This is a genomic window from Actinoplanes sp. GCM10030250, assembly GCF_042666575.1.
Classification (GTDB): Bacteria; Actinomycetota; Actinomycetes; order Mycobacteriales; family Micromonosporaceae; genus Actinoplanes.
Window position 1 is genome coordinate 1 of record NZ_JBHTDO010000051.1, and the last position, 25,011, is coordinate 25,011.

A 25,011-nucleotide genomic window follows, 5' to 3' on the forward strand; every position below is an offset into this window, starting at 1 on the left:
CGGCCGAACACCGCGCCCTGCAAAACCTACTCACCTCACCCCAGCCAACCGGTTGACACAGGGCACTCCCGCCGAGGGCCCACCGGCCCGAGCTGGCCGCTACGCGTCCAAACCACTCGACCCGCCGGGCGACCTGCGTAAGCGGTCACCCTCACCCCAACCCCAAACCCCACCCGCCGCGCGCGCCGCCGCCACGGACACTCCCCACCTCGCGCGCTCCCGCCCCGCCCCGCGACAACCAGCGCGCACACAACCCCAACGTGCGCTTTTACCCACGTCCCGGGCCCACCCAGCGCACACGCAACCCCAATGTGTGCGCCTGCCCACGCTGAAATACCGCCGCTGCACACGCAAAGGCGCAACGTGTGCGCCTGTTCACGCCGGGAACGGTCGCGCCGGACCGCGGTGATCTCGTGGGGGTGGTTCAGGAAGTGATGTCTTTGCGGGTGAAGCGGTAGAAGGCGAGGGACCAGAAGAGGGTTGCGTAGACGATCGCGGAGATGGCGCCCTTGGCGAGGTCCTCGGCCTGGACCGGGGTGGAGAGGATGCCCCGCCAGGCGTCCGTGTAATGGGTGGGCAGGAAGTTGCGGATCGTGCCCAGAGCCGTGATCTGGTCCAGAATGCTGGACAGGATCCACAGCATCACCGCACCACCCACAGCACCGAGGGCCGCGTCCGTCAGCACCGACAGCAGGAACGCCAGCCCCGCCACGACCAGCAGGGTCACCGCGAGATAGGCGAGGATCCCGAGCAGCCGCACCAGCCCCTCAGCGGGCGGGATCTCGGCAGCGATGGTGCTGCCGAGCGGTCCCCACCCGTACCGAAGTGTCCCGATCAGCAGGCCCGTACCGACAAGCGTGAGCAGCGCCACCAGCGAATATCCCGCCGCCACGATCAGCTTGACCCCGAGCAGGCGGGCACGCGGCACCGGGATCGCCAGCAGATATCGCAGGCTCCCCCAGCTCGCCTCGCTGGCCACGGTGTCGCCGAAGAACAGCGCGACGACCACGACCAGCAGGAACCCGGCCGACACCGCGAGGCAGAACAGGGTGAAGTTGAGCCCGCCCGAGGTGGCCAGGTCGGCGATGCTGCTGAAGGCTCCGCCGCCGTCACCGTCCTCGTCCCCGCGGCTGTCCCCGCCGAACTCGAAGGCGATCAGGATGATCAGCGGCAGCAGCACCATGAACCCGAGGGCCATCTGGGTTCGCCGCCGCGACGCCTGCCGCCGCACCTCGGCCCAGAGCGGCAGCGTGTGAGTAGCCCGGTATCCGGACGCGGCTTCCACGGTGCTCATCGGTCCCCACTCCCTCGCGAGTTGTCGCCCACCAGGGCCAGGAACGCGTCCTCGAGCCGCCGCCGAGGCACCAGCCGGTCGACTCCGATGCCGGCTCCCACCAGCGAGGCCACCACCTCGGAGCGGGCCGTCCCGTTCATGTCGACGATCAGTCCGGAGGTGCCCTCGGGGGTCACCGAGCGCACTCCCAGCTCTTCCAGAACCCGGGTCGCCGCCGGTACGTCGGACACGTCCAGCTGCACCGACGGCGAGTCACCGACGATGTCGTCGACGGGCCCCGACGCGACGATCCGGCCCTTGTTGACCACCACGGCGTGGGTGCAGGTCTGTTCCACCTCGGCGAGCAGGTGGCTGGAGACGAGTACGGCCCGGCCGTCGGTCGCGTACCGCTGGAGGACGCGGCGCATCTCGGCGATCTGGGGCGGGTCGAGGCCGTCCGTCGGCTCGTCGAGCACCAGCAACTCGGGGAGCCCGAGCATGGCCTGGGCGATGGCGAGCCGCTGGCGCATGCCGTGGCTGTACTTGCGGGTCTTGCGGTGCACCGAGCTGCCCAGGCCGGCGATCTCGAGCGCCTCCTCGAACCGCGCGTCCTCCCACGGCCGCCCGGTGGCCTGCCAGTACGCCCGCAGGTTCTGATATCCGGTCAGGTGCGGCAGGAAGCCGGGTCCTTCGACGAGCGCACCGACCCGGGAGAGGATCGGGGCACCCGGGACGAGCCGGTGCCCGAAGACGTAGATCTCTCCGGCGGTCGGCGAGGTCAGGCCCATCAGCACCCGCAGCGTGGTGGTCTTGCCCGCGCCGTTGGGGCCGAGCAGTCCGACGACCTGCCCGCGGGCCACCGTGAAGCCGATCTCCTGCACGGCCACGAACCCGTCGCCGTACGCCTTGCGCAGCCCGCGGACCACGAGCGGCGTGTCCGCGTACTCCTCGGTCACCGCGCTCTCCTGGCGGCGATGCCGGCGGCGGAGCACCAGGATGAGCACGGCCAGGCCCAGCAGGATGATCGCGACCACACCGGCCAGCACGTACCACCAGATTGTCGCCGGGTCGGCGATCGGCGTGCCGACGAGCGTCGGCAGCGTCAGCGCCGGCTCGACCGAGACGGTGTAGACGGCCGGCCGCGCCGGGGTGAGGAACGCCTGGTCGGAGGTGGCCACGGCGACCCGGACGGTGTGTCCCGCCTCGAAGTTCCGCACGATCGCGGGCAGGGTGACGGTGACCGCTCGCGCCTGGTCGATGCTCGCCGGCAGGCCGGTCAGCCGGACCGGTGCGACCAGGCCCGCGCTGAGCGTCGACGTGCCGTTCTGGTCGACGTCGTAGAGCTTGACGAAGACGACAGCCTCGCCGGTCGGTGACGCCACCTTGAGCCGCAGGGTCGGCGAGCCGGCGACTTCGACGGCCTCGGTGAGCGGCGCCGAGGTGAACGAGGCGTACTGGCCCGGCACGTCCATGGCGACGCCGCCGCTGAGCAGCGAGCTGAGCCGGCCACCGATGCCGGGGAGCGAGCTGAGCGCGCCCGGGTTGCCGTTGGGCGGGTTGGCGATCGGCTGCGCCGATCCGTCGAGCGAGACCTGGGTGCTCCCGGTTCCGGCTGTTCCGGGGTACGAGTCAGCGCTGTACCCGTTCGTCACGAGTCCCCGGTCGAGGGCGCTGAAGCCGGCCACCCGGGACCAGGTGAAGTCGTCGCTCGGGGTGTCGCCCTCGCCGTCCAGGTAGTGATCGAGCCACTGGACCGTGAGGAACTTGACCCGGTCGGAGTCGGAGTCGGGCCCGGTCCCGCCGTCGTGGCCGCCGGTGAACCAGGCCACCCGGACCGGGGTGCCGGTCGCGGCGATGCCCTTGGCGTTCGCGTCGGCCTCGGAGAGCGGGAAGAGGGAGTCGACGGCGCCCTGGATCAGCAGGGTCGGTGCCTTGATCCGGCTGAGGGCCCCGGCCGGGCTGGACTTCGCGAGCAGGTCGAGGGTGGCCTGGTCCGGGATGCCGGTGGTGGCCATCGAGAGGTACGCGGCGCAGACGTCGGCGGAGAACCGGCCGCACGCGGGGTCACCGGCAGGCGGCGTGGCCGGCGGTCCGGAGCCGCCGGCCGCGAGCCCGGCCTGGCCCAGCGCATCGTCGGCCGCCGCCGAGCCGTTGCCGAAGAACAGGCCGGCCCAGGACTTCTTGAAGACGCCGACCGCGTCGGTGCCGGCGGACTGCGGCAGGAACGACCCGCTCAGGTCGTTCCAGGTGATCGACGGGACGATCGCGTCGACCCGCTGGTCCTGGCCGGCGAGCAGCAGGGCGAGGGCTCCGCCGTACGAGCCGCCGACCACGCCGACCCGGGGATCGCCGGTGGCGTCGGTGCGGATCTCGGGCCGGGCGGCGAGCCAGTCGAGCAGGCCCTGAGCGTCCTTCACCTCGTAGTCGGGGTGGTCCAGGTGGATCTGCCCGCCGCTGCGGCCGAACCCTCGTGCGGTCCAGGTCAGCACCGCGTACCCACGCTCGGCGAGTGACTCGGCGTCCGCGCGGACAGAGTTCTTGGTGCCGCCGAAGCCGTGCGCCAGCAGCACCGCCGCCACCTTGCCGGAGCGATCCCGGGGCAGGTAGAAGCGGGCGTCCAGATCAACCGGCTCGTCACCGGTGGGGCCGGAGCGGACGGTGAGGCGCAGGTCCTCGGTGGTCCAGGCGTCCTGTTCCGGGCGGAGCACCCAGACGGCCGCGGCGGCGATCACCAACAGCGCCACCGCGGCGGCGACAGCCCGGCGCCGGGTCATCCGAGAGCGTGCACGGCGTAACCCGGCGGTCAGGGTAGACATGGCCCAAACGCTAGCCGGATCCGGCTGAGCGACTGCTGTGAACCTCTCAGCAGCCGCTTCCGCTGGTGAAGTTCTTCTGCACGCTCGCCGTGACCCCACCGGCGACGGCGCTCACGGTGCCTCCGGTGGCCACGAAGAGCAGCGAGTTGGTCTCCTCGACGACCTCCCACCCGGTGGCGCCGGCGGCTCCGGTCACGGCCTTGCCCTCGGCGAACTCGGCCTGCAGCTCGGCGAGGGGCTTGCCGATCCGCGGGTCGTCCTTGGTCGCCTTCACCATCACGACCTTGCCCCCGGAGAGGAACACCTCCGGCTTGCTGAACATCCCGGTGCCGGTCGCCGTGGTGCAGCCCGCCGCGTCCACCGGGTTGGTCAGCAGCCCGGCCTCGGTGAGGTCGGCCTGGGTCTCACCCACCTCGTACGCACCGACACCGATCGACTGGACGCTGAACGGCGCGAAGCCGCTCGGGTCGCTGATCTCGGCCTTCGGCGTGCCGGCGGTGCCGTCCGGCGCGTCGAGCGAGACGGTGGGCTCGGCGCTCGGCGGTGCGCTGGCGGCTTCGGGTGCGGCCGCCGGCTTCTTGTCGTCGTCGTCGCTACAGCCGGTGACGGCGGTCAGCGCGAGCACGGCGGTCATCACGATGAGAGGACTGCGCCTCATCAGGGGCCTCCAGAAGGCGTTGCGAAGCCACCGGGACGCATCGGCACCCCCGTGGCGGATAGCGTTGACACTCCGAAGCCCCCAACGATCAATCGGAGGCATCCGCGGTGGCTGATGATCTCACGCTGACGGTGACTTTGCGGCCCGCGGCCCTTGACGCGCGACGCGGCATCGTCCGGCTGCACCCCGAGGTGATGGCCGCCCTGGCCCTGCGCCCCGGCGACCCGGTCCGGCTCACCGGCACCCGCACCACGGCAGGCATCGTGGCCAGGGCCGAGGCGACCGCGAGCCGGGCCCTGCTGTATGCCGACGACCTCACCCTCGGCAACCTCGGCATGCGTGACGGAGGCCAGGTCACGGTCACTCAGGCGCCCGTGGTGGAGGCCCGCCGGGTGATCCTTTCCGGCCCGCCGGAAATCGTCGCCGTCGTCTCTCCGGAGATGCTGCGGCTGGCTCTTCTCGGCAAGGTGGTGAGCACCGGCGACGACGTCTCGCTGCTGCCGCAGGACGTGCTTCCGGGTGCCGGCCACCGGTCCCTGGTCGAGGCGGCCCGGCGCAGCCTGGCGAACCGCGTGGGGTACGCGTGGACCAGCACCCTGCTCACCGTGACCGATATCACCGGCGGAGAGGCCGCCCTGGTGACGATGGACACCGTCGTCGGCTGGCAGGACGGCCCCGTCGCGGCCGGTGGGACGGCGGCCACCCGGGCGGCTCGGCCCGGTACGCCGGCGCCCGCCGATCCGGAGGTGCCCCCGCCCAGCCTCGACGACCTGCCCGGCCTGCGCGCGCAGGCGAAGGAGCTGGAGGAGCTGCTCGACCTGGGCTTCCACCACGGCGAGGTGCTGGCCCGGCTCGGCACGAAGGTGACGCTCGGCGTCCTGATCTCCGGCCCCTCCGGGTCCGGCAAATCCGCTCTGGTCCGGGCCGTGGGTGCGGCTGTCGGTGCGACGGTACGGCCGGTCTGGGCACCGGAGCTCGCCGCGCTCACCAACAGCGCCGCGGCCGGACGGCTCCGGGAACTGGCCAAGGAGGTGCGCGACAGCGCCCCCGCCGTCCTGCTGATCTCGGACGTCGAGGCGCTCGCACCACGGGAGGAGCCGGGACCGATCTCGACGGTCTTCCGGCAGGTGCTGGCCGAGACGGTGGCGAGCGGCACGGCGGTGGTCTGCACCACCAGCCGGCCCGAGTCCGTCGACCCGTCGCTGCGCGCCCCCGACCTGCTCGCCGTCCAGCTGACCGTGCCGCTGCCGGACGCCGCGATGCGCCGGGAGCAGTTGGGCGTGCTGACCCGCGGTATGCCGCTGGCCGAAGATGTCCGGCTGGACGAGGTCGCCGGTCGTACCCCCGGATTTGTCGCCGCCGACCTGGGCGCACTCGCCCGCGAAGCCGGAGTCCGCGCCGCGCTCCGCCAGAAGGAGGCGGAGTCACCCACCGTGACCATGGCCGATTTCGAGGCCGCCCTGGATGTGGTCCGGCCGACCTCGATGGCCGATTCCACCCTGGAGGTGGCGGAGGTGACCCTCGACGACGTCGGCGACATGGCCGACGTGAAGCAGGTGCTCACCGAATCGGTGCTGTGGCCGCTGACCTATCCGGACACGTTCGCCAGGCTCGGTGTCTCGCCGCCTCGCGGTGTGCTGCTCTACGGCCCGCCCGGGTGCGGAAAGACCTACCTGGTCAAGGCGATCGCCGGGACAGGCAAGGCGAACGTGCTCTCGGTGAAGGGTGCGGAGCTGCTCAGCAAGTGGGTCGGTGACAGCGAGCGGGCGGTCCGGGAGCTGTTCCGCCGGGCCCGGGAGGCCGCGCCCACCCTGGTCTTCCTGGACGAGGTCGACGCGCTCGCACCCACGCGCGGCCAGGCCACCGACGGCGGCACCACGGACCGGGTGGTGGCGGCGCTGCTCACCGAACTGGACGGGGTGGAGGACCTGCGCAACGTGGTGGTGATCGGCGCCACCAACCGGCCGGACCTGATCGATCCGGCCCTGCTGCGGCCGGGCCGGCTCGAGCGACTGATCTACGTACCGCCGCCGGACGCCGAGGCGCGTACCGCGATCCTGCGGGCGTCGTCCCGGGCGGTTCCGCTCGACGAGGCGGTCGACCTGGAGAAGCTCGGCGCGGACCTGAACGGTTTCTCGGCGGCCGACTGCGCGGCCCTGGTCCGGGAGTCGGCGCTCGCGGCGATGCGGGACTCACTTGAGGCGTCGACGGTGACCGCGGCGAACGTGGCGACGGCCCGGAAGCGGGTGCGGGCGTCCCTCGATCCGACCCAGGTGGCGTGGCTGGAGGCGTACGCGGAGACGCACCAGCCCTGATGTCAGCGCCGCCGCGTCCTGGCTCGTGTCGAGCGCAGCCGGCGCAGGCGGCCGACCAGGACCGGGTCGCGCTCGAGGGCTGCGGGGTTGTCGAGCAGGGCGTTCAGCAGTTGGTAGTAGCGCGTCGAGGAGAGGCCGAAGGTGTCCCGGATGGCCTGCTCCTTGGCTCCGGCGTGCTTCCACCACTTCGCCTCGAAGGCGAGGATCAGCTGTTCCCGCTCGGTCAGTGCCTGCTCGGGCTCGGGTGGCAACGCCTCCGAACCGGGACGCGGTGCGGGGATGTGCTGCTGCTCCTCGACCGGCTGTTCCCCGGTCGGTTCGGCGGCGGGCTGCATGGCACTCCCAGGGGCGTCGAGGCATCGTCCAGCACAGATGTACGAGGGGATCACCAGCATAAAGGCAGCCGGCGATCCCCGGGTACGTTACCTCAGGTGATGTCTCGACTACGCATAGTCCACATAGCAATACCCACGATGAGCACCACGACCGCTGTCATGCCGACGCCCGCGACCTGCCACGTCAACGTGAAGGTCTCCTGCTCGCAGCCGGACGAGGTGTTGAAGTCGCAGGAGGTGTAGTCCTGCAGGACGAACTCCTTGTACAGCCAGGCCACACCCCACAGCGGAGCCAGATAGGCCTCCGGATACTTCAGCCCGGACAGCCCGGCCATCACGTAGACACCGATCTGCACGGCGCCGATGGCGATCAGAGCACCCAACGCCATACCGGTGTGCCGGCCGAGCGACGCGAGCGCGAAACCGAGCGCACCGGCCGCCACGACGAGCGCGAGGCCACGCAGTCCCATCAGCCCGAGCGACTGCCACGCGCCGGACGTCAGCTTGTCGGTGGTTCCCCGGTATTCGGCGATCACCCGGAACACCCCGGCCCACACGGCGCCGAGCAGCAGCGTGACACCGGTGAACCAGCCCAGGAACACGAGAAGCTTGGTGCCGAGCACCCGCAGCCGCTGCGGCCGCCAGAGCAGCAGGTTCATCATCGCGCCGCTGTTCCACTCGGCGCCGACGAAGGACGCTCCGATCAGGAACGCCGCCGCGGCGAGCACCACCGCCAGCACCGAGATCATGTCCGGGAACTCCTGGACGAACTCGAAGCTCTCCGGCATGTACCACTGGTAGTCGAAGTCCTCCTGCGACGGTGTGTAGAGGTTCTCGCAGCCCGGACCCCAGTTCACCGCCTCCGGCGTACCCTGCGCCGCCAGGCACTTCTCCTTGTCCTGCTGGGCGGACAGGAGGCTCTGCTGATAGTCACGCTGAGCCTGCGCCCTGGCCTCGGTGACCTGAGCCTCGGTGACCTTCTCGTTGGAGAAGTAGGTGCCGGCCGCGACCGCGCCCAGGATGAGCAGCACACCGAGCATCAGAAACTTGGTGAAGCGGCGCTTCAGCAGCCGCCGGGATTCCGCACGCGCCAGGCTCACTGTCCCCACCCACCGTTACCCGCGGCGATCGCCGTCTGGTCGACCTGCCTGTTCTGCCCCTCGACCGGAGCGGTGCCGGTCAACTCGAGGAAGACGTCCTCCAGATCGGCCGCGACCGGGGTCAGCTCGCTGACGTAGATCTGCCGCTCGGCCAGCAACTTGGTGATCTGCGCCGGGTTGCTCGCGTTGCCGACGGTGAAATGGTCGGACTCCAGAGTGACCTGTGCGCCGGCCGTACGCAGCACCGCCGCCGCACCCGCCAGGTCGACACCGGGCTCCAGGCGCACCTTGACCGAACCGGACTTGTGCCGCGCCAGCACCTCGGAGACCGACCCGGAGGTGACCCGCTTCCCGGCCGAGATGATCGTCACGGAGTCGCAGATCAGCTGGATCTCGCCGAGGATGTGGCTGGAGAGCAGCACCGTCATGCCGGCCTCCGAGAGGTCCCGCATCAGCGTGCGCATCTCCCGGATACCGCCCGGGTCCAGCCCGTTCGCCGGCTCGTCCAGGATAAGCAGCCGCGGCTCCTTGAGCAGCGCCGACGCGACCGCGAGGCGCTGCTTCATGCCGAGCGAGTACGTCTTGACCCGCTCCTTGGCCCGCTCCCGCAGACCGACGAGGTCCAGCACCGCGTAGACCCGGTTCCGGTTCACGCCGCCGGCGTCCGCGAGCAGCGACAGCGTCGCCTCAGCGGTGAAGTTGCCGAAGAACTGCGGGCTCTCCACGATCGCGCCGACCTGCCGGGCTACCTCCGGCAGATGCCGCGGCACCTCCCGGCCGAGAATCGCCATCCGGCCGTCGTTCGGCTTGATCAGCCCGAGGAGCGTACGCAACGTCGTGGTCTTGCCCGAGCCGTTGGGCCCGAGGAACCCGTGCACCTGCCCGGCCTCGACGACCATGTCGAACCCGTCCAGCGCGTTCCGGACACCCTTACGGCCGCGATAGGTCTTCCGCAGCCCTGATATCTCGAGTACGGCGGTCATTCGCCGCACCCTAGGTCACCAAGGCCACTCCCGGCACACCTTCGCCCCCTCTGTACGCCGGAAATTGTCGATCTCCCCCCGCCCGCTCGACCAGCCCCGGCCAAGCGGCATTCGGTACCTGGACGACGGCTCACGTTCCCCAGCCGTAGCCCAGCCACGTAGTCAAGGCGCCATCAGCTCCCTGACCGACGGCCGAACCGACCGGCGCGGAGACAGGCAATCAAGGGGCCCCGCCCCGCCGGGCTGTCAGGCGGTGATGACCTCGACGCCCGCCTCATGGAAGGCGGCGATCACCGACGGCGCCGCTCCCGAGTCGGTGACCAGGGTTTCGATCTTGCTGATCGGGCAGATGCGGGCGAAGGCGTGCCCGCCCAGCTTCGACGAGTCGGCGATCACCACGACGCGCTTGGCGCGGGCGACCATCAGGCTGTTCATCGACGCCTCGCCTTCGTGGTGGGAGGCGGCGCCGAGTTCGACGTCGAGGGCGTCCACGCCGAGCAGGACGATGTCGAGGGTCACCTCTTTGAGCAGGGCTCCGCCGAGCGGGCCGACCACCTCGAAGGACTGGGGCCGGACCACGCCGCCGGCCACGACGATCTTCATGCGGGAGCGGACGAGCAGCTCGTTGGCGATGTTGAGGGCGTTGGTGACCACGGTGAGCTGGGCGCCGTCGCCGCTGACGTTGAGGTCGGGGCGGACGGCGAGTGCCCGGGCGACCTCGGTGATGGTGGTGCCGCCGTTGAGGCCGACGACAGTACCTGGGGTGACGAGGCGGGCGGCGGCCTCACCGATGCGCTGCTTCTCGGCGGAGTGCTTCGCGCTCTTGTATCGCAGCGGCAGGTCGTACGACACTCCGTTGGCGACCGCACCACCCCGGGTGCGGGTGATCATCTGCTGCTGGGCGAGCTGGTCGAAGTCGCGGCGAATGGTGGCCTGGGACACGTCAAGGCGTTCCGAGGCCTCCTCGACCGTCACCCGGCCGCTCTCCGTGAGTAGCTCGAGCAGGGCATTCCACCGCGCGTACCGGTCCACCCGACACTCCCAGCTGCACGTTTCATGATAAGTGTGTGCACATTAGTGCGCGAAAGGCCCGGAAGCAAAGCCATCGAATGCGCGAACGACCTTGAGAACTTGCCCCGGCGGCAGCGTCATGAGCACAATAACGCGCGAAAGACCCGGGAACCGAGCGCGAATGCGCAGCTAACTACCGGTGAGGACCAGTCATGAGCCATGTGAAGGCAGAGATCGCCACCCAGCCCGAGTGCTGGCGGCAGGCCGCGAAGCTAGCCGGGTCACCGGGTCTGCCCGAGCGCGGCGAGCGGGTCGCCGTCGTCGGCTGCGGAACGTCGTGGTTCATGGCCAAGTCGTACGCGGTGCTGCGCGAACAGGCCGGCCACGGCGAGACCGACGCGTTCCAGGCCTCCGACTTCCCGTACGGGCGCCGCTACGACCGGATCCTCGCGATCACCCGTTCGGGCACCACCACCGAGGTCCTCGACGTGATGCAGACCGCCGGTGAGAACACCCCGGTCACCGTGCTGACCGCCGACGCGACCAAGGCCGCCGCCGAGCTGGCCCGCCACGCCGTGGTGCTGGACTTCGCCGACGAGGAGTCGGTGGTGCAGACCCGCTTCGCCACCAGCGTGCTCGCCCTGCTCCGCGCCCACCTCGGCGCCGACATCGAGTCGGTGGCGATGGACGGCGAGGTGGCCGTACGCCTCCCGCTGCCGGTGCACCCCGCCCTCTTCGACCAGATCACCTTCCTGGGCCGGGGCTGGACCGTCGGGCTCGCCGAGGAGGCCGCCCTCAAGTGCCGGGAGACGGCCGGCTACTGGACCGAGTCGTACCCGGCCATGGACTACCGGCACGGCCCCATCTCGATCGCCGGTCCGCGGCGGGTGGTGTGGGCGTTCGGCGACGTACCGTCCGGGCTTGCCGACGAGGTGGAAGCGACCGGCGCGGCGTACGTGCACAGCCGTCACCACGGCGGTTACGCCTCCCTGGGCCGCTGGGTCGGCGGCCGCGCACCGCTCGATCCGATGGCCGACCTGGTCCTGGCGCAGCGTGTCGCCGTGCTGCTCGCCACCACCCAGGGCCTCGACCCGGACAACCCCCGCAACCTGACACGCTCCGTAGTCCTGACATGAGCGAGCCGGTCGTTGTCGCCCTGGACGTGGGCGGCACCGGGATGAAGTGCGCTCTGGTACGGCCGGACGGCACCGTCCACCACGAGGAGCGCCACCCCACCCTGGCCGCCCGCGGCCCCGAGGCGGTCACCGAGAACATCCTGGCCGTCGCCGAAGGGCTGGCCGCCCGGGCGCGCGCCGACGGGCTCACCCCGGTCGCCGCGGGCATCGCCGTGCCCGGCGTGGTCGACGAGGTCAACGGCATCGCGGTCTGGTCGGCGAACGTGGGCTTCCGTGACGTACCCCTGCGGGATCTGACCACGCAGCGCCTGGGCCTGCCCGCCGCGCTCGGCCACGACGTGCGTGTCGGCGCCCTCGCCGAGGCCCGCCTCGGTGCCGGGCGTGGCAGGCGGCACGTGCTCTTCGTGGCGATCGGCACCGGCATCGCCGGCGGTCTGGTGGTGGACGGCGCCGGTTATCCGGGCGCGCACGGCGCGGCGGGCGAGATCGGGCACATCGTGATCCGGCCCGGCGGCCGGGAGTGCGGTTGCGGGCTGCGGGGCTGCCTGGAGGCGGAGGCCTCGGCCAAGGCGATCGGCAGGCGTTATGCCGAGCTGTCGGGCGATCCGGATGCCACCGCGTTCGACGTGGCCTCCCGGGCGGCGCAGAACGAGGAGCTGGCCGGCCGGATCTGGCAGGACGCCGTCGAGGCTCTCGCCCAGGGCCTGCTCACCGCCCAGGCGCTCTACGACGTCGGCGTCGTCGTGCTCGGCGGCGGCCTGGCCGAGGCCGGTGACAACCTGCTCCTGCCGGTACGCGAGGCGGTCACCCAGGGCGTCACGTTCCACCGCACTCCCGAGATCGTCCGGGCCGAGCTCGGCGACACCGCCGGCTGCCTGGGTTCCGCCCTGCTCGCCCTCGATCACCTAGGAACCAGATGACCCGGATCTCCGGCCGCATCGTCACGCCCACCGCGGTCATCCCGGGGCATCTCGACCTCGACGGCACCGACATCGCGGCGATCGTGCCGGACCCGGCCGCCGGCGACGACGTGATCGTGCCCGGTTTCGTCGACGTGCACTGCCACGGCGGCGGCGGTCACACCTTCACCACCGGCGACCCCGCTGCCGCTCGCGGCGCCGCCGCGTTCCACCTGGGCCACGGCACCACCACGCTGCTGGCCAGCCTGGTCAGTTCGCCCTTCGACCTGATGCGCGCCGCCACCGAGGCCTACCGTCCGCTGGTCACCGAGGGCGTGATCGCCGGGATCCACTTCGAGGGCCCGTACCTGTCGGGTGTCCGCTGCGGCGCCCAGAACCCGGCCTTCCTGCGCGACCCGGTGCCCGCCGAGCTCTCCGAAATCGTCAAGATCGGCGACGGCGCGGTCCGGATGATGACGATCGCCCCCGAACTGCCGGGCGCTCTGGACGCGATCACCTACCTGCGGGATCACGGTGTCCTGGCGGCGATCGGGCACACCGATGCCTCGTACGATCAAACCCTGGCCGGTGTGGCAGCCGGCGCGACCGTCGCCACCCACCTCTTCAACGGCATGCGCCCGCCCCACCACCGCGAGCCGGGCCCGGTCGTCGGCATGCTCTCCTCCACTGCCGCCGTCGAGCTGATCGCCGACAACATCCACCTCCACCCCGGCATGCTCACGTTCGCCGCCCGCAGCGCCGGCACCGACCGCGCCATCCTGGTCACCGACGCGATGGACGCCACCGGCATGCCCGACGGCCGCTACGACCTCGGCGGCCAGGAGGTCGTCGTCGCCGACCGGGTGGCGCGCCTCGCGCACGGCGGTTCGATCGCCGGCAGCACCCTGACGATGGACGCCGCCCTGCGCAACGCCGTAGCCGCCGGCCTGTCGCTGGTCGAGGCGGTAGCCATGGCCTCCACCACACCGGCCCGCCTGCTGGGCCTCTCCGGCCAGGTCGGCTCCCTGCTACCGGGCCTGCGCGCCGACGTGGTCGTCCTGACCGCCGACCTCACCCGCAGGCGGGTCATGCGCGCCGGCACCTGGATCCCATAGTTATCTCATGAAGGCCCGCCTCGCCGGTTGCGTGGTCAGAAGCCGGCGGGCCGTTCCCACCCGCGCAGGTGCGGCAGCGGGACACGGTCCCACGGGACACGGCTCAAGAGGCGGGCGAGGACCAGGCCGAGCAGCACCCCGGCGACCGAGTCGGTCATCCAGTGATAGCCCAGATACACGGTGGTGACGAAGACGATCGCCACCGGGGCGACCCGGAGCGCGAACCACTCCCACCGCGTCAACTGCCGATGCAGCAGCGCCACGATCAGGATGGCGAGCACCGCGTACCAGACCAGGACGTTGCCCATGTGCCCGGACGGATAGCTCATCGCGTACTTCCCCGCCGCATGCGGGTTGAACATGACCGTCTTCTCCGGCCCGACGAACGTCGGCGCCGCCCGGTCGAAGAAGATCTTCGCTGGGCCGATCGTGAGGTACGTCAGCACGAACGCCGCGGCGAACGGCAGGACCGCGCGCACCGACCGCGTCCGGTAGAGCAGCAGCCCGGTGAGGATCAGCGCGACCGGCATCAGCACCTGGCCGCCCTGCCCCAGATAGTTGAGCACCCGCGCGGTCCAGTAGACCCCGTCCGGCTGGTTGGCGAAGGCCCAGTCGGCCACCCGCTGGTCGAACCCCAGCAGATGGCCGCGAGCGAGCGCGACAGACAACCCCGCGAACCCGGCCAGGGCCACCAGGTCCGGCCACCAGCTCCGGGTACGCGTGGATGCGAGCGTGTCTGTCACGCCTCCAAGTTAAAGGAGCGTCCGCAACCTGCTGGCCAGCAGGTCCCCCCGCACCCCCGAGTTCGGGCAGCCGCCGAAGTGGTGCAGCGCCACCACCCTGTTCGTCGACCGGGACAGCACCGGCGAGCCGGACGAGCCGCCCGCGGTGTCGCAGTAGTACGAGACGTCGGAGTGTTCCGCGTACCCGGTGTAGTCCGGGTTGTCCACCGCGCAGTTGCCCGCCTTGTCGCCCTGGCCGCCGGCGATCCGGGTCGGCTCACCGGCGGGGTGCTGCGGCACGTAGAGCGCCTGCCCCTTCGCTGGGCGGGCGGTGTCGAGGGTGAGGTAGCCGAACTTCTCGATCGAGGCGAATCCGTCCACGCTGAAGAGCGTGTAGTCGAACACCCGGTCGGTGGCGAGAACCTTGTCGCCCCACACCTTCGTCGGCTTGAACACGTCGTACCCGCCACACTTGGCGCACTGGTAGTTGAACCAGACCTCGGTGTCGTACGCCTCGTCGGACGTGGTGAGGCAGTGGTTGTTGGTGAGCATGCGGTTCTTGGGCCCGGCCCGCCATCCGGTGCAGAGCTCGGTTCCGTTGATCAGCAGCCGGGCGATGGCCTTCGACTTCGTGTAGGCGACCGGGTCCTTCGACTGGTAGCAGACAGCGTCGCTGGAGGTGTCCGTGCCGCAGATCGACTCCTCGCGTCCCGGTCCGGCGGCGGCCGCCCGCTCGCCCCGGTCGAACCCGCGGGCCACCTGGTCGACCTGCACGCCGAGGTTGCCGAGCACCGAGCCGAGGCCGAGCGGGTTGACCGCCCGGTGGACTTCGACGACAGCGGTGTCACCGGTGACCGACATGGCCCAGCGACCCGCATCACCGGACCTCAGGGAGTAGGCGTCGTAGCGGTACGACTCCGTGCCCTCCGGGTTCGACACGGTCAGGTAGTCGCCGGCGAGCAGCGCCACCCTGTCGAAGTGCAGCTTCACGTACGAGGCGCCGGGGTAGCTGAACTTCTCCCGCTTGGGCCCGGCCGGATAGCCGAGCAGCCGGCTCACCGGCAGCAGCTCGCCGACCCGCTGGCGGCTGGTCGCCGGCGCCGACTCGAGGCGCCGGTCCAGTTCCGCGCGTGACCCGTGCGCAGCCTCCTGCCTGCCGCTCTCGGGCAGATGCGAGGCCGACGACGAGGTCGAGGGCGACGGCGAGCCCGATGACGGCGACACCGGCTCCTCACCGGGCCGGGCGACGGCGCCCGAGGTGCCGGGTGCGTACCCCTGTGCCGCCACCGGAGTCCGCGCGACAGCCGGCGGTTCGTGCCACACGACCCGACTGTCGCCGGCCTGGGTCAGTGCCACCGCACCGGCCGTTCCGGCAAGCGCCAGGGCGGCGCACGTTCCGATGACGATGGCTGTCCTGCGTCGCATGCCACTCCCGTTACGTTCGTCGGCCCGTTTCGCACCTGTGTAACGAGCCACGTACGGACGCGACGCGCCGTACGAGGCGGCACACTGGGTGCGTGCGCATCACGTCCGCTCTCATCGACCCGGCGCTGCTGGATCTGCCCTGGCACATTCCGCTGGAGGAATGGCCTGCCGACCACCTGGTCGCGCTGCCGCAGGGCATTTCCCGGCACATCGTCCGGTTCGTCAAGCTCAACGACGTCGTCTACGCGATGAAGGAGACCCGCGAGCGCATCGCCGAGAAGGAGTACGACCTGCTCCGCGCCCTGGAACGGATCGACTTCCCGGCCGTGCAGGCGGTCGCGATCGCCACCGACCGGCAGACCCGGGAGGGCGAGCCGCTGGAGACGGTGCTCGTCACCAGGCATCTGCAGTTCTCCCTGCCCTACCGGGCGCTGTTCTCCCGGGTGCTGCGACCGGACACCATGAACCGCCTGCTCGACGCGTTGGCGGCACTTGTCGTACGCATGCATCTGACTGGATTTTCGTGGGGTGACTGTTCGCTGTCGAACACCCTGTTCCGGCGGGACGCGGGTGCCTTCGCGGCATATCTGGTGGATGCCGAGACCGGCAACCTCTACCCGAAGCTGTCCGAGGGTCAGCGCAGCGAGGACATCGAGATCCTGCGGCTGAACATCTTCGGCGAGTGCCTGGACCTGCAGGCCGCCGAGCTGCTGCACGAGTCGATCGACCCGGAGTCGGTGGTCGACGACATCGTGGCCCGCTATGAGCGGCTGTGGCACGAGGTCACCTACGAGCAGGAGGTGGCGAGGGATGCCCGGCATCACATCGAGCGGCGGATCCGCAGGCTCAACGAGATGGGCTTCGACGTCGCCGAGGTCTCGATGTCCACGGTGGACGGCGGTTACAAGGTCCGGCCGAAGGTGGTCGACGCCGGCTATCACACGCGCCGGCTGATGCGGCTGACCGGCCTGGACGCCGAGGAGAACCAGGCACGGCAGCTGCTCAACGACCTGGACGCCTACCGCGCGGAGAGCCACCTGACCGACGAGCAGCAGGCGGCACACCGCTGGCTGACCGAGGTCTTCGAGCCGGTGGTCCGTGCGGTGCCGGCCGATCTGCGCCGCAAGCTGGAGCCGCAGGAGATCTTCTCGCAGATCATCCAGCACAAGTGGCTGCTGTCGGAGCAGGCCGGCCGCGACGTCGGCATGGGCCCGACGGTGCAGTCGTACCTGACCGAGGTGCTCGTCAACAAGCCCGACGAGCAGGCCGTCCTCGGCGTGGAGGCCGGCTCACTCAGCGATGTCGAGGTCGAGGCCGGACTGATCTAGCGGCGGGCTCGCCAGCTCGACGAGGCCGCGCAGCCCGTCCCGGCGGGCCACCACCAGGATCCGGTCGCCCTCGGCTAGCACCCGGCGGCGGTCCGGGCCCCAGTCGATCCACTCCTGCCCGGCGGCGGACATGCCGATCACCCGGGCCGCACCCGGATGATCGGCGTGTTCCAGCGGCGCGCCGTCGAGCGTGGACCCGGCGTGGACGGTGACCGTGCCGACCATCACCGCGTGCCTGTCGACCGGGATGGTGGCGTGCACGTCGCGTTCCAGCAGGGCGGCCGCGAAGACCGGTGCGCAGAGCCGGGAGACACTGCGCGAGGTGTTGATCTGGAAGGCCGACTCGACGCGCTGCGCGAAGTCGTCGTCGAAGAGCCGCAGCACCACCCGCAGATCTGGCCTGGTCGCCCGGGACTGGAGTGCCGCCTGCAGGTTCACCGTGTCGTTGGTGGAGAGCACGACGAGCGCCTGGCAGGTGTCGATCGAGGCGGCCCGCAGCGTCGCCTCCGCTGACGCGTCCCCGATGATCACCGGGATGCCGCGGCGCTGGGCGCTCTTCACCCCGCGCGCGTCCGGGACCCGGTCGATCGCCACCACCCGGACGCCCAGGTCGGTGAGCTGCCGCAGCACCTGGGTGCCGACGTTGCCGAGACCGACGAGCACGACGTGGTCGCGCAGTTCGCCGGCGATGCGGCCCTGGCTGAGGGCGAGCCGCGCGTTCACCATGCCGTCCACCACTGCCGCGGTGATCAGCGGAATCAGCGCGAGACCGGCGATGGTGAGGACCAGCTGGGCGGCCTGGGCGACAGGTTTGCGGCCCACCTCCACATCGGACGAACCGACCGCGGTCAGCAGCGTCACGTAGATCGACTCCCAGAAGCCGTGCCCGGGTTTGTCGAACTTGCTGAGCAGCACCCCGGCGACCAGCGTGATCGCCAGCGTGATCAGCACGGCCATGCCCAGCTTGCGGCTCAGCGCCGCGCGGATCGCCCGGCCGACGGCCTGCAGCGGTCGCCGCCGGCGCCCGGCCCGGGAGAGCAGGCGGCGGGTCACGTCCTCACCCGGCGGGCGGCCGACGGCCTCGGCGAGCACAAGATCGGCGGGCTTCGCCGCCTCGGGTTCCGGTTCGGCGGGCAGGACGCGCACGTCACCGTTGTCGCCGGAGGTGGTCAAGGTCAGCACCACGCGCCGGCTGGCGACGTCGGCACGGCGGGCGACATAGAGGGTACGGTCGGCGCGCTGGAAGTGTGTCGGAGCGACCTCACCGAGCGTCGCCGCGACGAAGGCCGGTGCCGCCATCTCGGCATCGGAGAGCACCGCGCAGTCCGGGAAGAGGCTGACCACGCTGTGCCCCAGACCGGTGTTGAACATCCGCACCACCACCCGCAGCTTCGCCTCCACCTCGCGGGCGCAGAGGGCGGCGTGCAGGTTGACCATGTCGTCCGGCATGACCAGGGCCAGCGCGGTGGCACCGGCGAGCCCGGCCTCCCGGAACGTCCGCTCGTCGAGCCGATCCGCCTTGCGCCACTCCACCCCGCGATCCCGCAGCTTGGCCAGATCCGGCACGTCCGGCCGGAGGCGGTGCGGAGTGATCACCGTGATGCGGATGCGGTGGCGGGATTTCGCCAGCTCCTCGGCGAGGGTGTAGACAAGCGCGTCGGCACCACAGAGGACCAGGTGGAACCGCGTGTCCCCGTCGGTGGAGTCGGGCCTTGGCAGCTCTTGGGCGGGAACGACACTCACGTTCGCAGATCGTAGTCAGCCGGAACCCGCTCGCGTGGCCGCTCGTTGCCCCATCCGAACCATTCGTCCGACTTGGTGGGCATTACCCGCCAAGCCATCGTCCGATGTGGCCAGGAGAAGATCAGTGCGCAAGTTGTGGTGTGCCGGAGCGATCGCCTGCGGAGTACTCCTCGGAGCAGCACCCGCCCACGCGGAGCCGCTCCCGGGCCCCGGTGTCGCCGAAGCGCCGATGAACGCTCTCGGATACGCCCTGGAGCCGACGAACGACTGGCGACTGTCCAGCCCTCTCGCCTCGGATCCGCTCAGCGGCCAGCCGCTCGTCGACCTCGAACCCGGGGGTGGCCGCAAGCTCCTCCAGGTGGACCCCGGCGACGACACCGGCCTGCCGAGGACCCTCCCGGCCCGCGAGGGACAGCGAAAGATCGGGAAGCCGGCCGACCGGCGCCCGCTGCTGCCCGCTGCCGACGTGGTCAGCGGCACCCGGCCGGACCCCGCGAAGGGGCCGAGCGGAGCTCTCGGCGGCGTACCGGTGAGCGGCGTTCCGATGCCCCTCGCCGGCCAGGACTTCAGCGTCGCCGACACCCCCGTCGACAGCTTCGTCGGCACGCTCCCCCTGCTCAGCAGCCTGAACCCGTCCGGTTCGTCCGCGATCGGCTCCTCAGCGGCCGGCGGCACCCGCAGGCCCGCGGCGGACGAGCGTCCGTTCGCTGCCGGGCGGATGGAGGCGACCGCGGCCCGGGCCGACGACGCCCCGCTGCTCGGCGGCCTGGCCGGCACCGCCTCCACGGTGAACGACCTGCAGCGCCGGGTCGTCGACGTCCAGTCGGACCTCTCCGGCCTGCCGCTCGGCGGCGAACCGGTCCGGCGCTCCGCCAGGCTCGCCCCGCCCCCCACCACCGCACCCAGCACCTCCACGCCCGCCGGCCCGGCATCGGCGGCCACCCCACCGCCCGGCACGGCACTGGCCGGCACCGCACCGGCCGCCACTGCGCCGGCCGCCACTACTCCGGCTGCCACCAAGCCGGCCGCCACCAAGCCGGCCGGATCGGTCGCCCCCGCCGGCCGGCCCGCACCCACCGTTTCCGCCGCACCCGTCCCGGCTGCCTCGAACCAGCGCAACCAGGGCTTCCCGGCCACCGAGGCCGAGGACCCGCGCCTGTACGAGGAACCGGTCGACGGCTTCGTCGGCAAGTAGTCATTACCCGAGCGAGAGCGCGCGCCGCCAACGTCCAGCGGCGCGCGCTCTCGCGTCTGTGCGTACGCCTCGTAGGGTGCACGCATGGAGATCCCCGGCATCGGAGCGCTCTCGTTCGACCCCGACGACGAGTGGTACGTGAGCGACCCCGTCCCGGTCCCGGTCCTCGGCCGCCGGTGCAGGTTCGTGCTCCAGGACGGCGAGGGGTACACCGAGGACCCGGAGCCGTTCAACCAGGCGACAGCGGCCTTCCTCGCTCTTGACGACTCCGTCCTGGCCGCCGCCGCCCCGGCGGTCCACGAGTACTACCTGGACATCGCCGCCGCCTTCGACCGCGAGGGCTGGGACCACACCCGCGTGGCGGGGCCGGACGACGTCTGGAACCACGTCACCTTCGGATCCGAGGTGACGATCGAGCGGGAGGGATCCGTGTACCTCTCGGTCGAGTGCGAGTGCTCCTGGGAGGTTGAGCACGGCCTGCAACTCGTCTTCCGGGAGGGCCGGGCGATCAGCCGGGTCGGCCCCTACGACGGCGAACTCGTCAACGACCCCGATGTGGTGTATCCCAGCGATCGGATGCGGCCGGAATGACATGACCGGGTGATCCGCGACGGACAATCGAAGGGTGCAGACCTTCCTGCCCTTCCCCGAATTCCTCGCGAGCGCCCAGGCGCTCGACGTCAAACGCCTCGGCAAGCAGCGCGTGGAGACCATCCAGGTGCTGCGCGGGCTGACCCAGCCGGGGTACGGGTGGCGTCATCACCCGGCCGTCAAGATGTGGCACGGGTACGAGGAGGCGCTGGTCCGGTACGGACTGGACATGTGTGCCGTCTGGACCGCCACCGGACGTGCCGACACCTGCGCGGCGACCCTGCTCACCGACCTGCGGGCGGCGGCCGGCGTCGAGCACATCCGTACTCAGCCGGAACTCGCCGCCGCCGGTGACCTCCCGCCCTGGCTCGGCGACAAGGACCTGCACATCAGCCACCGATCGGCGCTGATCCGCAAGGATCCCGGCCACTACCGTCCCCAGTTCGGCGAGGAGCTGCCCGACGACCTGCCCTACGTCTGGCCGGCCTCGGACCGGCCGGGCCTGATCACCGCTCCTCGCTCAGATCCCAGCTCAGCAGAGTGAAGGTCATCTCCTCCAGCGCCCCGGCCCGGCGGTAGGTGGCTAGCGCGGCCTTGTTGTCGCTCTCGGTGGCGACCCACATCCCGTAACACCCTCTCGTGCGGGCTATCCCGGCGAGCGCGTCGACAAGCGCGGTGCCGATGCCCTGGAGCCGGGCGACAGGCGCGACGCCCAGCTCGTAGACGAGCATCTCGGTGCCCTTGTCCGGATGGGTGGTCTCGACCCCACTGATCATCCCGACCGGGCGATCCGCATCGTCGTAGGCCAGGAGCAGGTGGTGGGTGGGATCGGCCAGGAAGCGATCGGTGGCCGCCTCGATCGGCGGCGCGTCGAAGAGGTCGGCCGCCCGGTGCACGTCGGCGGCGTCGGTGACTCGTTCGATGCGCATGGCGCCCACGATAGCCAGGGCAAATGTCACGTTTCAGCACTCATTCCCGGCGAGGATGGCCGAGGCGTCCGGACGGCTGGTCATCGACGGCCCGCTCGGTAGCATGACGGACCGACAGGGTGGCGGCGAAGGGCGGCAAGATGGCGGTTCCGGGCGAGCACGACTCCGGCAGCCGACCACCGGGTTCCGGCGAGACCGGTCGACCACCGGGTTCCGGCGACGCCGGTCGGGCGGCGGAGTCCGAGGACCGTACCGAGCAGGTGGTCCAGTATTCGGAAGCGGTCGATCCGTGGGCCACGGCCGAGGCCGACGCCATCGCCAAGGACGGCCACGTTCCCTTCCACCTGGCCGACCCCCAGTCCCCGGCCCACCCCCACTCGACCTGGACGATTCCGGGGGCGGAACCGGGCGCGATCCCCGGGGCGGGCGCAATGCCTGGGCCGGGTGCGGTCCCCGGGGCAGGGCCGGGTGCGCTGCCCAGGACGAAGCCGGGCGCCGACACCCTGCCGCGGACGGTGAAGCGCGTGCTCCGGCCGTACCGAAAAGGTGTTTGGACGACGATCGCAGCCGGCGCGATCGCCCTCGGGGTGACCGCCACCGTGCTGCTCTGGCCGGATTTCCCGGCCCTCGACTTCCATCCGCTCGACCGGGAGAGCCGCTACGACCCGGTGGTCACCATCTCGTCGATCTGGTCGGACGCCGAGGTGATCGGCGACCGTGCCTACTTCGCCAGCGCTGACGCGAACGGTGCTCTCGGTGTCGTGGCAGTGGACACCGAATCGCGCGACGAGGTCTGGCGCACCACGGTGTCGGAGCCGGGCGTGACCGGTTGGGATCAGATGGTGGCGACGCCGGGCGGTGTGGTCCTCTACTCCAACCTCAGCTCCGCCACCAGCAAGATCATGATGGTGGTCCTCGACGGGAAGGACGGCGGCAAGCGGCTCTGGGACCGGCCGATCGGCAGCTCGGACGTCGTTCACCTGGGCGCGGAGAACGCGCTGCTGCTGGACAAGGAAGAGAGCCGGCTGCTGTGGCTGGACCTCCGGACCGGCGACGTCACCCACGAACAGAACGACCCCGGCTCCTCGGCGATCGTTCCGGTCACCACGCCGGACGATCTCACCGGGCCGGCCGGCCTCTTCGGCCGCGCGCTGAACCCGAGACTCGACGACGACGCCCGGGTCGTGCAGGTCAACAGCGACAACTCGGTGAACGTCCTCGACGTCGACTCGGGCAAGGTGCTCAAATCGCGGACGAGCGTGACCTCGCCCGGCAGCGACGCGCTGGCCCACGACGGGCGGCTGTTCGTGGAGGAGACGACCGGACCCGCCGATCGGGTCTCCGCCTACACGCTGGACGGGCTCGGTGAGCCGGTCACCCTCTACACGGCACCGGAGAGCAGCTCACTGAGCACGTTCTCGCCCTGCGGCGTGCAGCGGATGTGCTTCGTGGAGACCGACGGCTTCGACCGCAAGAAGGACCGGGTCGTCGCTGTCGACGCGGTCAAGGGCGGCAAGGTGTGGGACCTGCCGCTGCCCGAGGTGGAGGCCCTGGCCCCGGTGGGCGACTCGCTGCTGGCGACGACGAGCGCCGGTACCGACGACGTCACGCTGATCGACGCCGGCGGCAAGGCGGCGTGGACCACGACCGGCCGGGCCGCCCGGCTGAACGGCGGCAACATCCTGCGCTTCGCCGACCCGCTCACCTCGTCGCTGGGCAATCGCACGCTCTCCGGCGTCCACCTCGGCGACGCGCCGGTGGCGATGGGCGAGGTCCGCGACGTCTACAGCGCCGGCTGCTCCTGGAACACGACGGTGCTGGCCTGTGTGGGCGAGAAGCAGTTCCTCCTCTACCGGTTCGCTGACTGACCTCACGCAGCCGGCCGGCACCCGCACCGCCGGCCCGCAGCCGACCGGCACCCGCACCGCCGGCTCGCAGCCGGCCGGCACCCGCACCGCCGGCCCGCAGCCGACCGGCACCCGCACCGCCGGCCCGCCGGCTCGCAGCCGACCGGCAGACGCGCTGCCGACCCGCCGGCTCGCAGCTGACCGCGCCCCCCTGACTGACCGATTTCGCACATGAAATCGGGCGGCACCCCGGAGGGTGCCGCCCGATTCGTTACGTCAGATCCGGATACCGGACTCGGCGTGGAAGAGGTGCAGCGAGTTGGTCTGCGGCCGGATGTAGACCGTCTCGCCCATGTGCGGCATGTAGCGACGCTCGGTCCGGACCACGAACCGCTCGGAACCGCCACCGACCTCGGAGTGACCGTAGACGTTGGCGTCCGAGCCGAGGTCCTCGACCAGGTCCACCACGATCGGCAGCGCGTCCGCCGACTCGCTGACGACGTCGGCGGCCTCGGGGCGGAAGCCGACGGTGACCTTGCCGTTGGCGCCCTGCGCGGCCGCGACCTGCTCACGGGTGAACGGGAGGTTGAGCGAGCCGAAGGTGGCGCCCGACTCGGTCAGTGGCACGGTCTTGAGGTTCATGGCCGGCGAGCCCATGAAGCCGGCCACGAAGACGTTGCCGGGGGTGTCGTAGAGCGCCCGCGGGGTGTCCACCTGCTGCAGAACACCGTCCAGCATGACCGCCACCCGGTGACCCATGGTCATGGCCTCGACCTGGTCGTGCGTCACGTAGACGGTGGTGACGCCGAGCTTGGCCTGCAGCGAGGCGATCTGCGAGCGGGTCTGGACGCGGAGCTTGGCGTCGAGGTTCGACAGCGGCTCGTCCATGAGGAACACCTGCGGCTGGCGCACGATGGCGCGGCCCATGGCGACACGCTGACGCTGACCACCGGAGAGCGCCTTCGGCTTACGCGACAGGTACTCCTCGAGCTGGAGCAGCGCGGCAGCCTCCTTGACGGCCTTGTCGATCTCGGACTTCGGGGTCTTGCGCAGCTTCAGGGCGAACGCCATGTTCTCGTACACCGTCATGTGCGGGTAGAGAGCGTAGTTCTGGAACACCATCGCGATGTCACGCGACTTCGGCGGGAGGTGGGTGACGTCCTTGTCGTTGATCAGGATGCGACCGCGGTCCACGTCCTCCAGGCCGGCGAGCATGCGCAGGCTGGTGGACTTACCACAACCGGAGGGGCCGACCAGAACGAGGAACTCTCCGTCGCCGATCTCGAGGCTGAGCTCGTTGACCGCGGGGCGCTCGGAGCCCGGGTAGATCCGGGAGGACTTGTCATACGTGACGGTAGCCATGGTGAAACGACTTCCTTTCCACCGGCAGGAACGTGCCGGACGATCCGAGTAGAAGGAACAGCCCCGCAACCGTATTTCACTTCGGCCGACCTGCCAAGATGGCGACCGCATCACAGGACGTTATGCTGATGTCCGTTCGCCCCTGTAGCTCAGATGGCCAGAGCACCCGTCTTGTAAACGGGAGGTCGTCGGTTCGATCCCGACCGGGGGCTCCATTCGTTGATCTTG

The 25,011-nt window shown here is 70.9% G+C and carries 21 protein-coding genes and 1 tRNA gene; 10 read left to right on the top strand and 12 right to left on the bottom strand.

Translation table 11 applies throughout. The features are described 5' to 3' along the window. Nucleotides 1-424 precede the first annotated feature (424 nt). Genes ACFQV6_RS40145 through ACFQV6_RS40155 form a run of 3 tightly spaced genes read right to left on the bottom strand, consistent with a single transcriptional unit; the run spans nucleotide 425 to nucleotide 4,747 of the window. Nucleotides 425-1,294 carry an ABC transporter permease gene (locus ACFQV6_RS40145; RefSeq protein WP_378032967.1) on the bottom strand — a complete coding sequence of 290 codons (870 nt, stop codon included), beginning with the start codon at nucleotides 1,292-1,294 and terminating at the stop codon, nucleotides 425-427. After that, the gene (locus tag ACFQV6_RS40150; RefSeq protein WP_378032968.1) at nucleotides 1,291-4,089 is read right to left on the bottom strand and encodes an alpha/beta fold hydrolase; all 2,799 of its coding nucleotides are present in this window, start codon (nucleotides 4,087-4,089) and stop codon (nucleotides 1,291-1,293) included. Before ACFQV6_RS40150 ends, ACFQV6_RS40145 begins: the two co-directional genes overlap by 4 nt. 46 nt (nucleotides 4,090-4,135) lie before the next feature. Continuing rightward, complete coding sequence (locus ACFQV6_RS40155) at nucleotides 4,136-4,747, bottom strand: hypothetical protein (RefSeq protein WP_378032969.1); 612 nt, start codon at nucleotides 4,745-4,747, stop codon at nucleotides 4,136-4,138. A gap of 107 nt (nucleotides 4,748-4,854) precedes the next feature. On the opposite strand from ACFQV6_RS40155, the gene ACFQV6_RS40160 reads away from it, so the two are divergent. After that, nucleotides 4,855-7,062: an AAA family ATPase gene (locus ACFQV6_RS40160; RefSeq protein WP_378032970.1), complete on the top strand. Its 2,208-nt coding sequence runs from the start codon at nucleotides 4,855-4,857 to the stop codon at nucleotides 7,060-7,062. Nucleotides 7,063-7,064: 2 nt separating this feature from the next. On the opposite strand, the gene ACFQV6_RS40165 is transcribed toward ACFQV6_RS40160, so the two are convergent. From ACFQV6_RS40165 to ACFQV6_RS40180, 4 genes are all read right to left on the bottom strand, one after another. Continuing rightward, nucleotides 7,065-7,397: a DUF3263 domain-containing protein gene (locus ACFQV6_RS40165; RefSeq protein WP_378032971.1), complete on the bottom strand. Its 333-nt coding sequence runs from the start codon at nucleotides 7,395-7,397 to the stop codon at nucleotides 7,065-7,067. Between the two features lie 92 nt (nucleotides 7,398-7,489). Next, the gene (locus ACFQV6_RS40170) at nucleotides 7,490-8,497 is read right to left on the bottom strand and encodes an ABC transporter permease subunit (RefSeq protein WP_378032972.1); all 1,008 of its coding nucleotides are present in this window, start codon (nucleotides 8,495-8,497) and stop codon (nucleotides 7,490-7,492) included. After that, entirely contained in the window at nucleotides 8,494-9,480 is a 987-nt protein-coding gene (locus ACFQV6_RS40175) for an ATP-binding cassette domain-containing protein (RefSeq protein ID WP_378032973.1), read from the bottom strand. The genes ACFQV6_RS40170 and ACFQV6_RS40175 overlap by 4 nt, the downstream gene beginning before the upstream one ends. Before the next feature lie 246 nt (nucleotides 9,481-9,726). After that, nucleotides 9,727-10,512, bottom strand: a complete 786-nt coding sequence (locus ACFQV6_RS40180) for a DeoR/GlpR family DNA-binding transcription regulator (RefSeq protein ID WP_378032974.1) — start codon at nucleotides 10,510-10,512, stop codon at nucleotides 9,727-9,729. A 191-nt stretch (nucleotides 10,513-10,703) separates the two neighbouring features. On the opposite strand from ACFQV6_RS40180, the gene ACFQV6_RS40185 reads away from it, so the two are divergent. From ACFQV6_RS40185 to nagA, 3 genes are read left to right on the top strand one after another with little or no spacing between them, the layout of a single operon-like run. Further along, entirely contained in the window at nucleotides 10,704-11,627 is a 924-nt protein-coding gene (locus ACFQV6_RS40185) for an SIS domain-containing protein (protein WP_378032975.1), read from the top strand. Further along, the gene (locus ACFQV6_RS40190; protein WP_378032976.1) at nucleotides 11,624-12,547 is read left to right on the top strand and encodes an ROK family protein; all 924 of its coding nucleotides are present in this window, start codon (nucleotides 11,624-11,626) and stop codon (nucleotides 12,545-12,547) included. Before ACFQV6_RS40185 ends, ACFQV6_RS40190 begins: the two co-directional genes overlap by 4 nt. Then, nucleotides 12,544-13,641 (top strand): N-acetylglucosamine-6-phosphate deacetylase, encoded by a 1,098-nt coding sequence (nagA, locus tag ACFQV6_RS40195; protein WP_378032977.1) that lies wholly within the window; start codon nucleotides 12,544-12,546, stop codon nucleotides 13,639-13,641. The genes ACFQV6_RS40190 and nagA overlap by 4 nt, the downstream gene beginning before the upstream one ends. A gap of 35 nt (nucleotides 13,642-13,676) precedes the next feature. On the opposite strand, the gene ACFQV6_RS40200 is transcribed toward nagA, so the two are convergent. Together ACFQV6_RS40200 and ACFQV6_RS40205 are read right to left on the bottom strand one after the other, a co-directional pair. Then, nucleotides 13,677-14,384, bottom strand: coding sequence for a phosphatase PAP2 family protein (locus ACFQV6_RS40200; RefSeq protein WP_378032978.1), 708 nt, complete (start codon nucleotides 14,382-14,384; stop codon nucleotides 13,677-13,679). Nucleotides 14,385-14,393: 9 nt separating this feature from the next. Beyond that, nucleotides 14,394-15,788, bottom strand: coding sequence for a trypsin-like serine peptidase (locus ACFQV6_RS40205; protein ID WP_378032979.1), 1,395 nt, complete (start codon nucleotides 15,786-15,788; stop codon nucleotides 14,394-14,396). 92 nt (nucleotides 15,789-15,880) lie between these two features. On the opposite strand from ACFQV6_RS40205, the gene ACFQV6_RS40210 reads away from it, so the two are divergent. After that, complete coding sequence (locus ACFQV6_RS40210; RefSeq protein WP_378032980.1) at nucleotides 15,881-17,116, top strand: DUF4032 domain-containing protein; 1,236 nt, start codon at nucleotides 15,881-15,883, stop codon at nucleotides 17,114-17,116. On the opposite strand, the gene ACFQV6_RS40215 is transcribed toward ACFQV6_RS40210, so the two are convergent. Further along, nucleotides 17,078-18,859: an NAD-binding protein gene (locus tag ACFQV6_RS40215; protein ID WP_378032981.1), complete on the bottom strand. Its 1,782-nt coding sequence runs from the start codon at nucleotides 18,857-18,859 to the stop codon at nucleotides 17,078-17,080. The genes ACFQV6_RS40210 and ACFQV6_RS40215 overlap by 39 nt on opposite strands. A gap of 124 nt (nucleotides 18,860-18,983) precedes the next feature. Here ACFQV6_RS40215 and ACFQV6_RS40220 point away from each other — a divergent pair, with 124 nt between their 5' ends. From ACFQV6_RS40220 to ACFQV6_RS40230, 3 genes are all read left to right on the top strand, one after another. Next, entirely contained in the window at nucleotides 18,984-20,054 is a 1,071-nt protein-coding gene (locus ACFQV6_RS40220; RefSeq protein ID WP_378032982.1) for a hypothetical protein, read from the top strand. Between the two features lie 84 nt (nucleotides 20,055-20,138). Beyond that, nucleotides 20,139-20,645: a DUF6985 domain-containing protein gene (locus tag ACFQV6_RS40225; protein WP_378032983.1), complete on the top strand. Its 507-nt coding sequence runs from the start codon at nucleotides 20,139-20,141 to the stop codon at nucleotides 20,643-20,645. A 34-nt stretch (nucleotides 20,646-20,679) separates the two neighbouring features. Beyond that, nucleotides 20,680-21,189 (top strand): MSMEG_6728 family protein, encoded by a 510-nt coding sequence (locus ACFQV6_RS40230; RefSeq protein WP_378032984.1) that lies wholly within the window; start codon nucleotides 20,680-20,682, stop codon nucleotides 21,187-21,189. On the opposite strand, the gene ACFQV6_RS40235 is transcribed toward ACFQV6_RS40230, so the two are convergent. Next, complete coding sequence (locus ACFQV6_RS40235) at nucleotides 21,152-21,574, bottom strand: GNAT family N-acetyltransferase (RefSeq protein WP_378032985.1); 423 nt, start codon at nucleotides 21,572-21,574, stop codon at nucleotides 21,152-21,154. The two genes, ACFQV6_RS40230 and ACFQV6_RS40235, sit on opposite strands and share 38 nt — an antisense overlap. A 119-nt stretch (nucleotides 21,575-21,693) precedes the next feature. On the opposite strand from ACFQV6_RS40235, the gene ACFQV6_RS40240 reads away from it, so the two are divergent. Then, on the top strand, nucleotides 21,694-23,442 hold the full coding sequence (locus tag ACFQV6_RS40240) for a PQQ-binding-like beta-propeller repeat protein (protein ID WP_378032986.1): 1,749 nt from the start codon (nucleotides 21,694-21,696) through the stop codon (nucleotides 23,440-23,442). Nucleotides 23,443-23,697: 255 nt separating this feature from the next. On the opposite strand, the gene ACFQV6_RS40245 is transcribed toward ACFQV6_RS40240, so the two are convergent. After that, a complete protein-coding gene (locus tag ACFQV6_RS40245; protein WP_378032987.1) occupies nucleotides 23,698-24,783 on the bottom strand; it encodes an ABC transporter ATP-binding protein in 1,086 nt (361 codons plus the stop codon). A gap of 138 nt (nucleotides 24,784-24,921) precedes the next feature. Here ACFQV6_RS40245 and ACFQV6_RS40250 point away from each other — a divergent pair. Next, nucleotides 24,922-24,998, top strand: a tRNA-Thr gene (locus ACFQV6_RS40250). Nucleotides 24,999-25,011 lie beyond the last annotated feature (13 nt).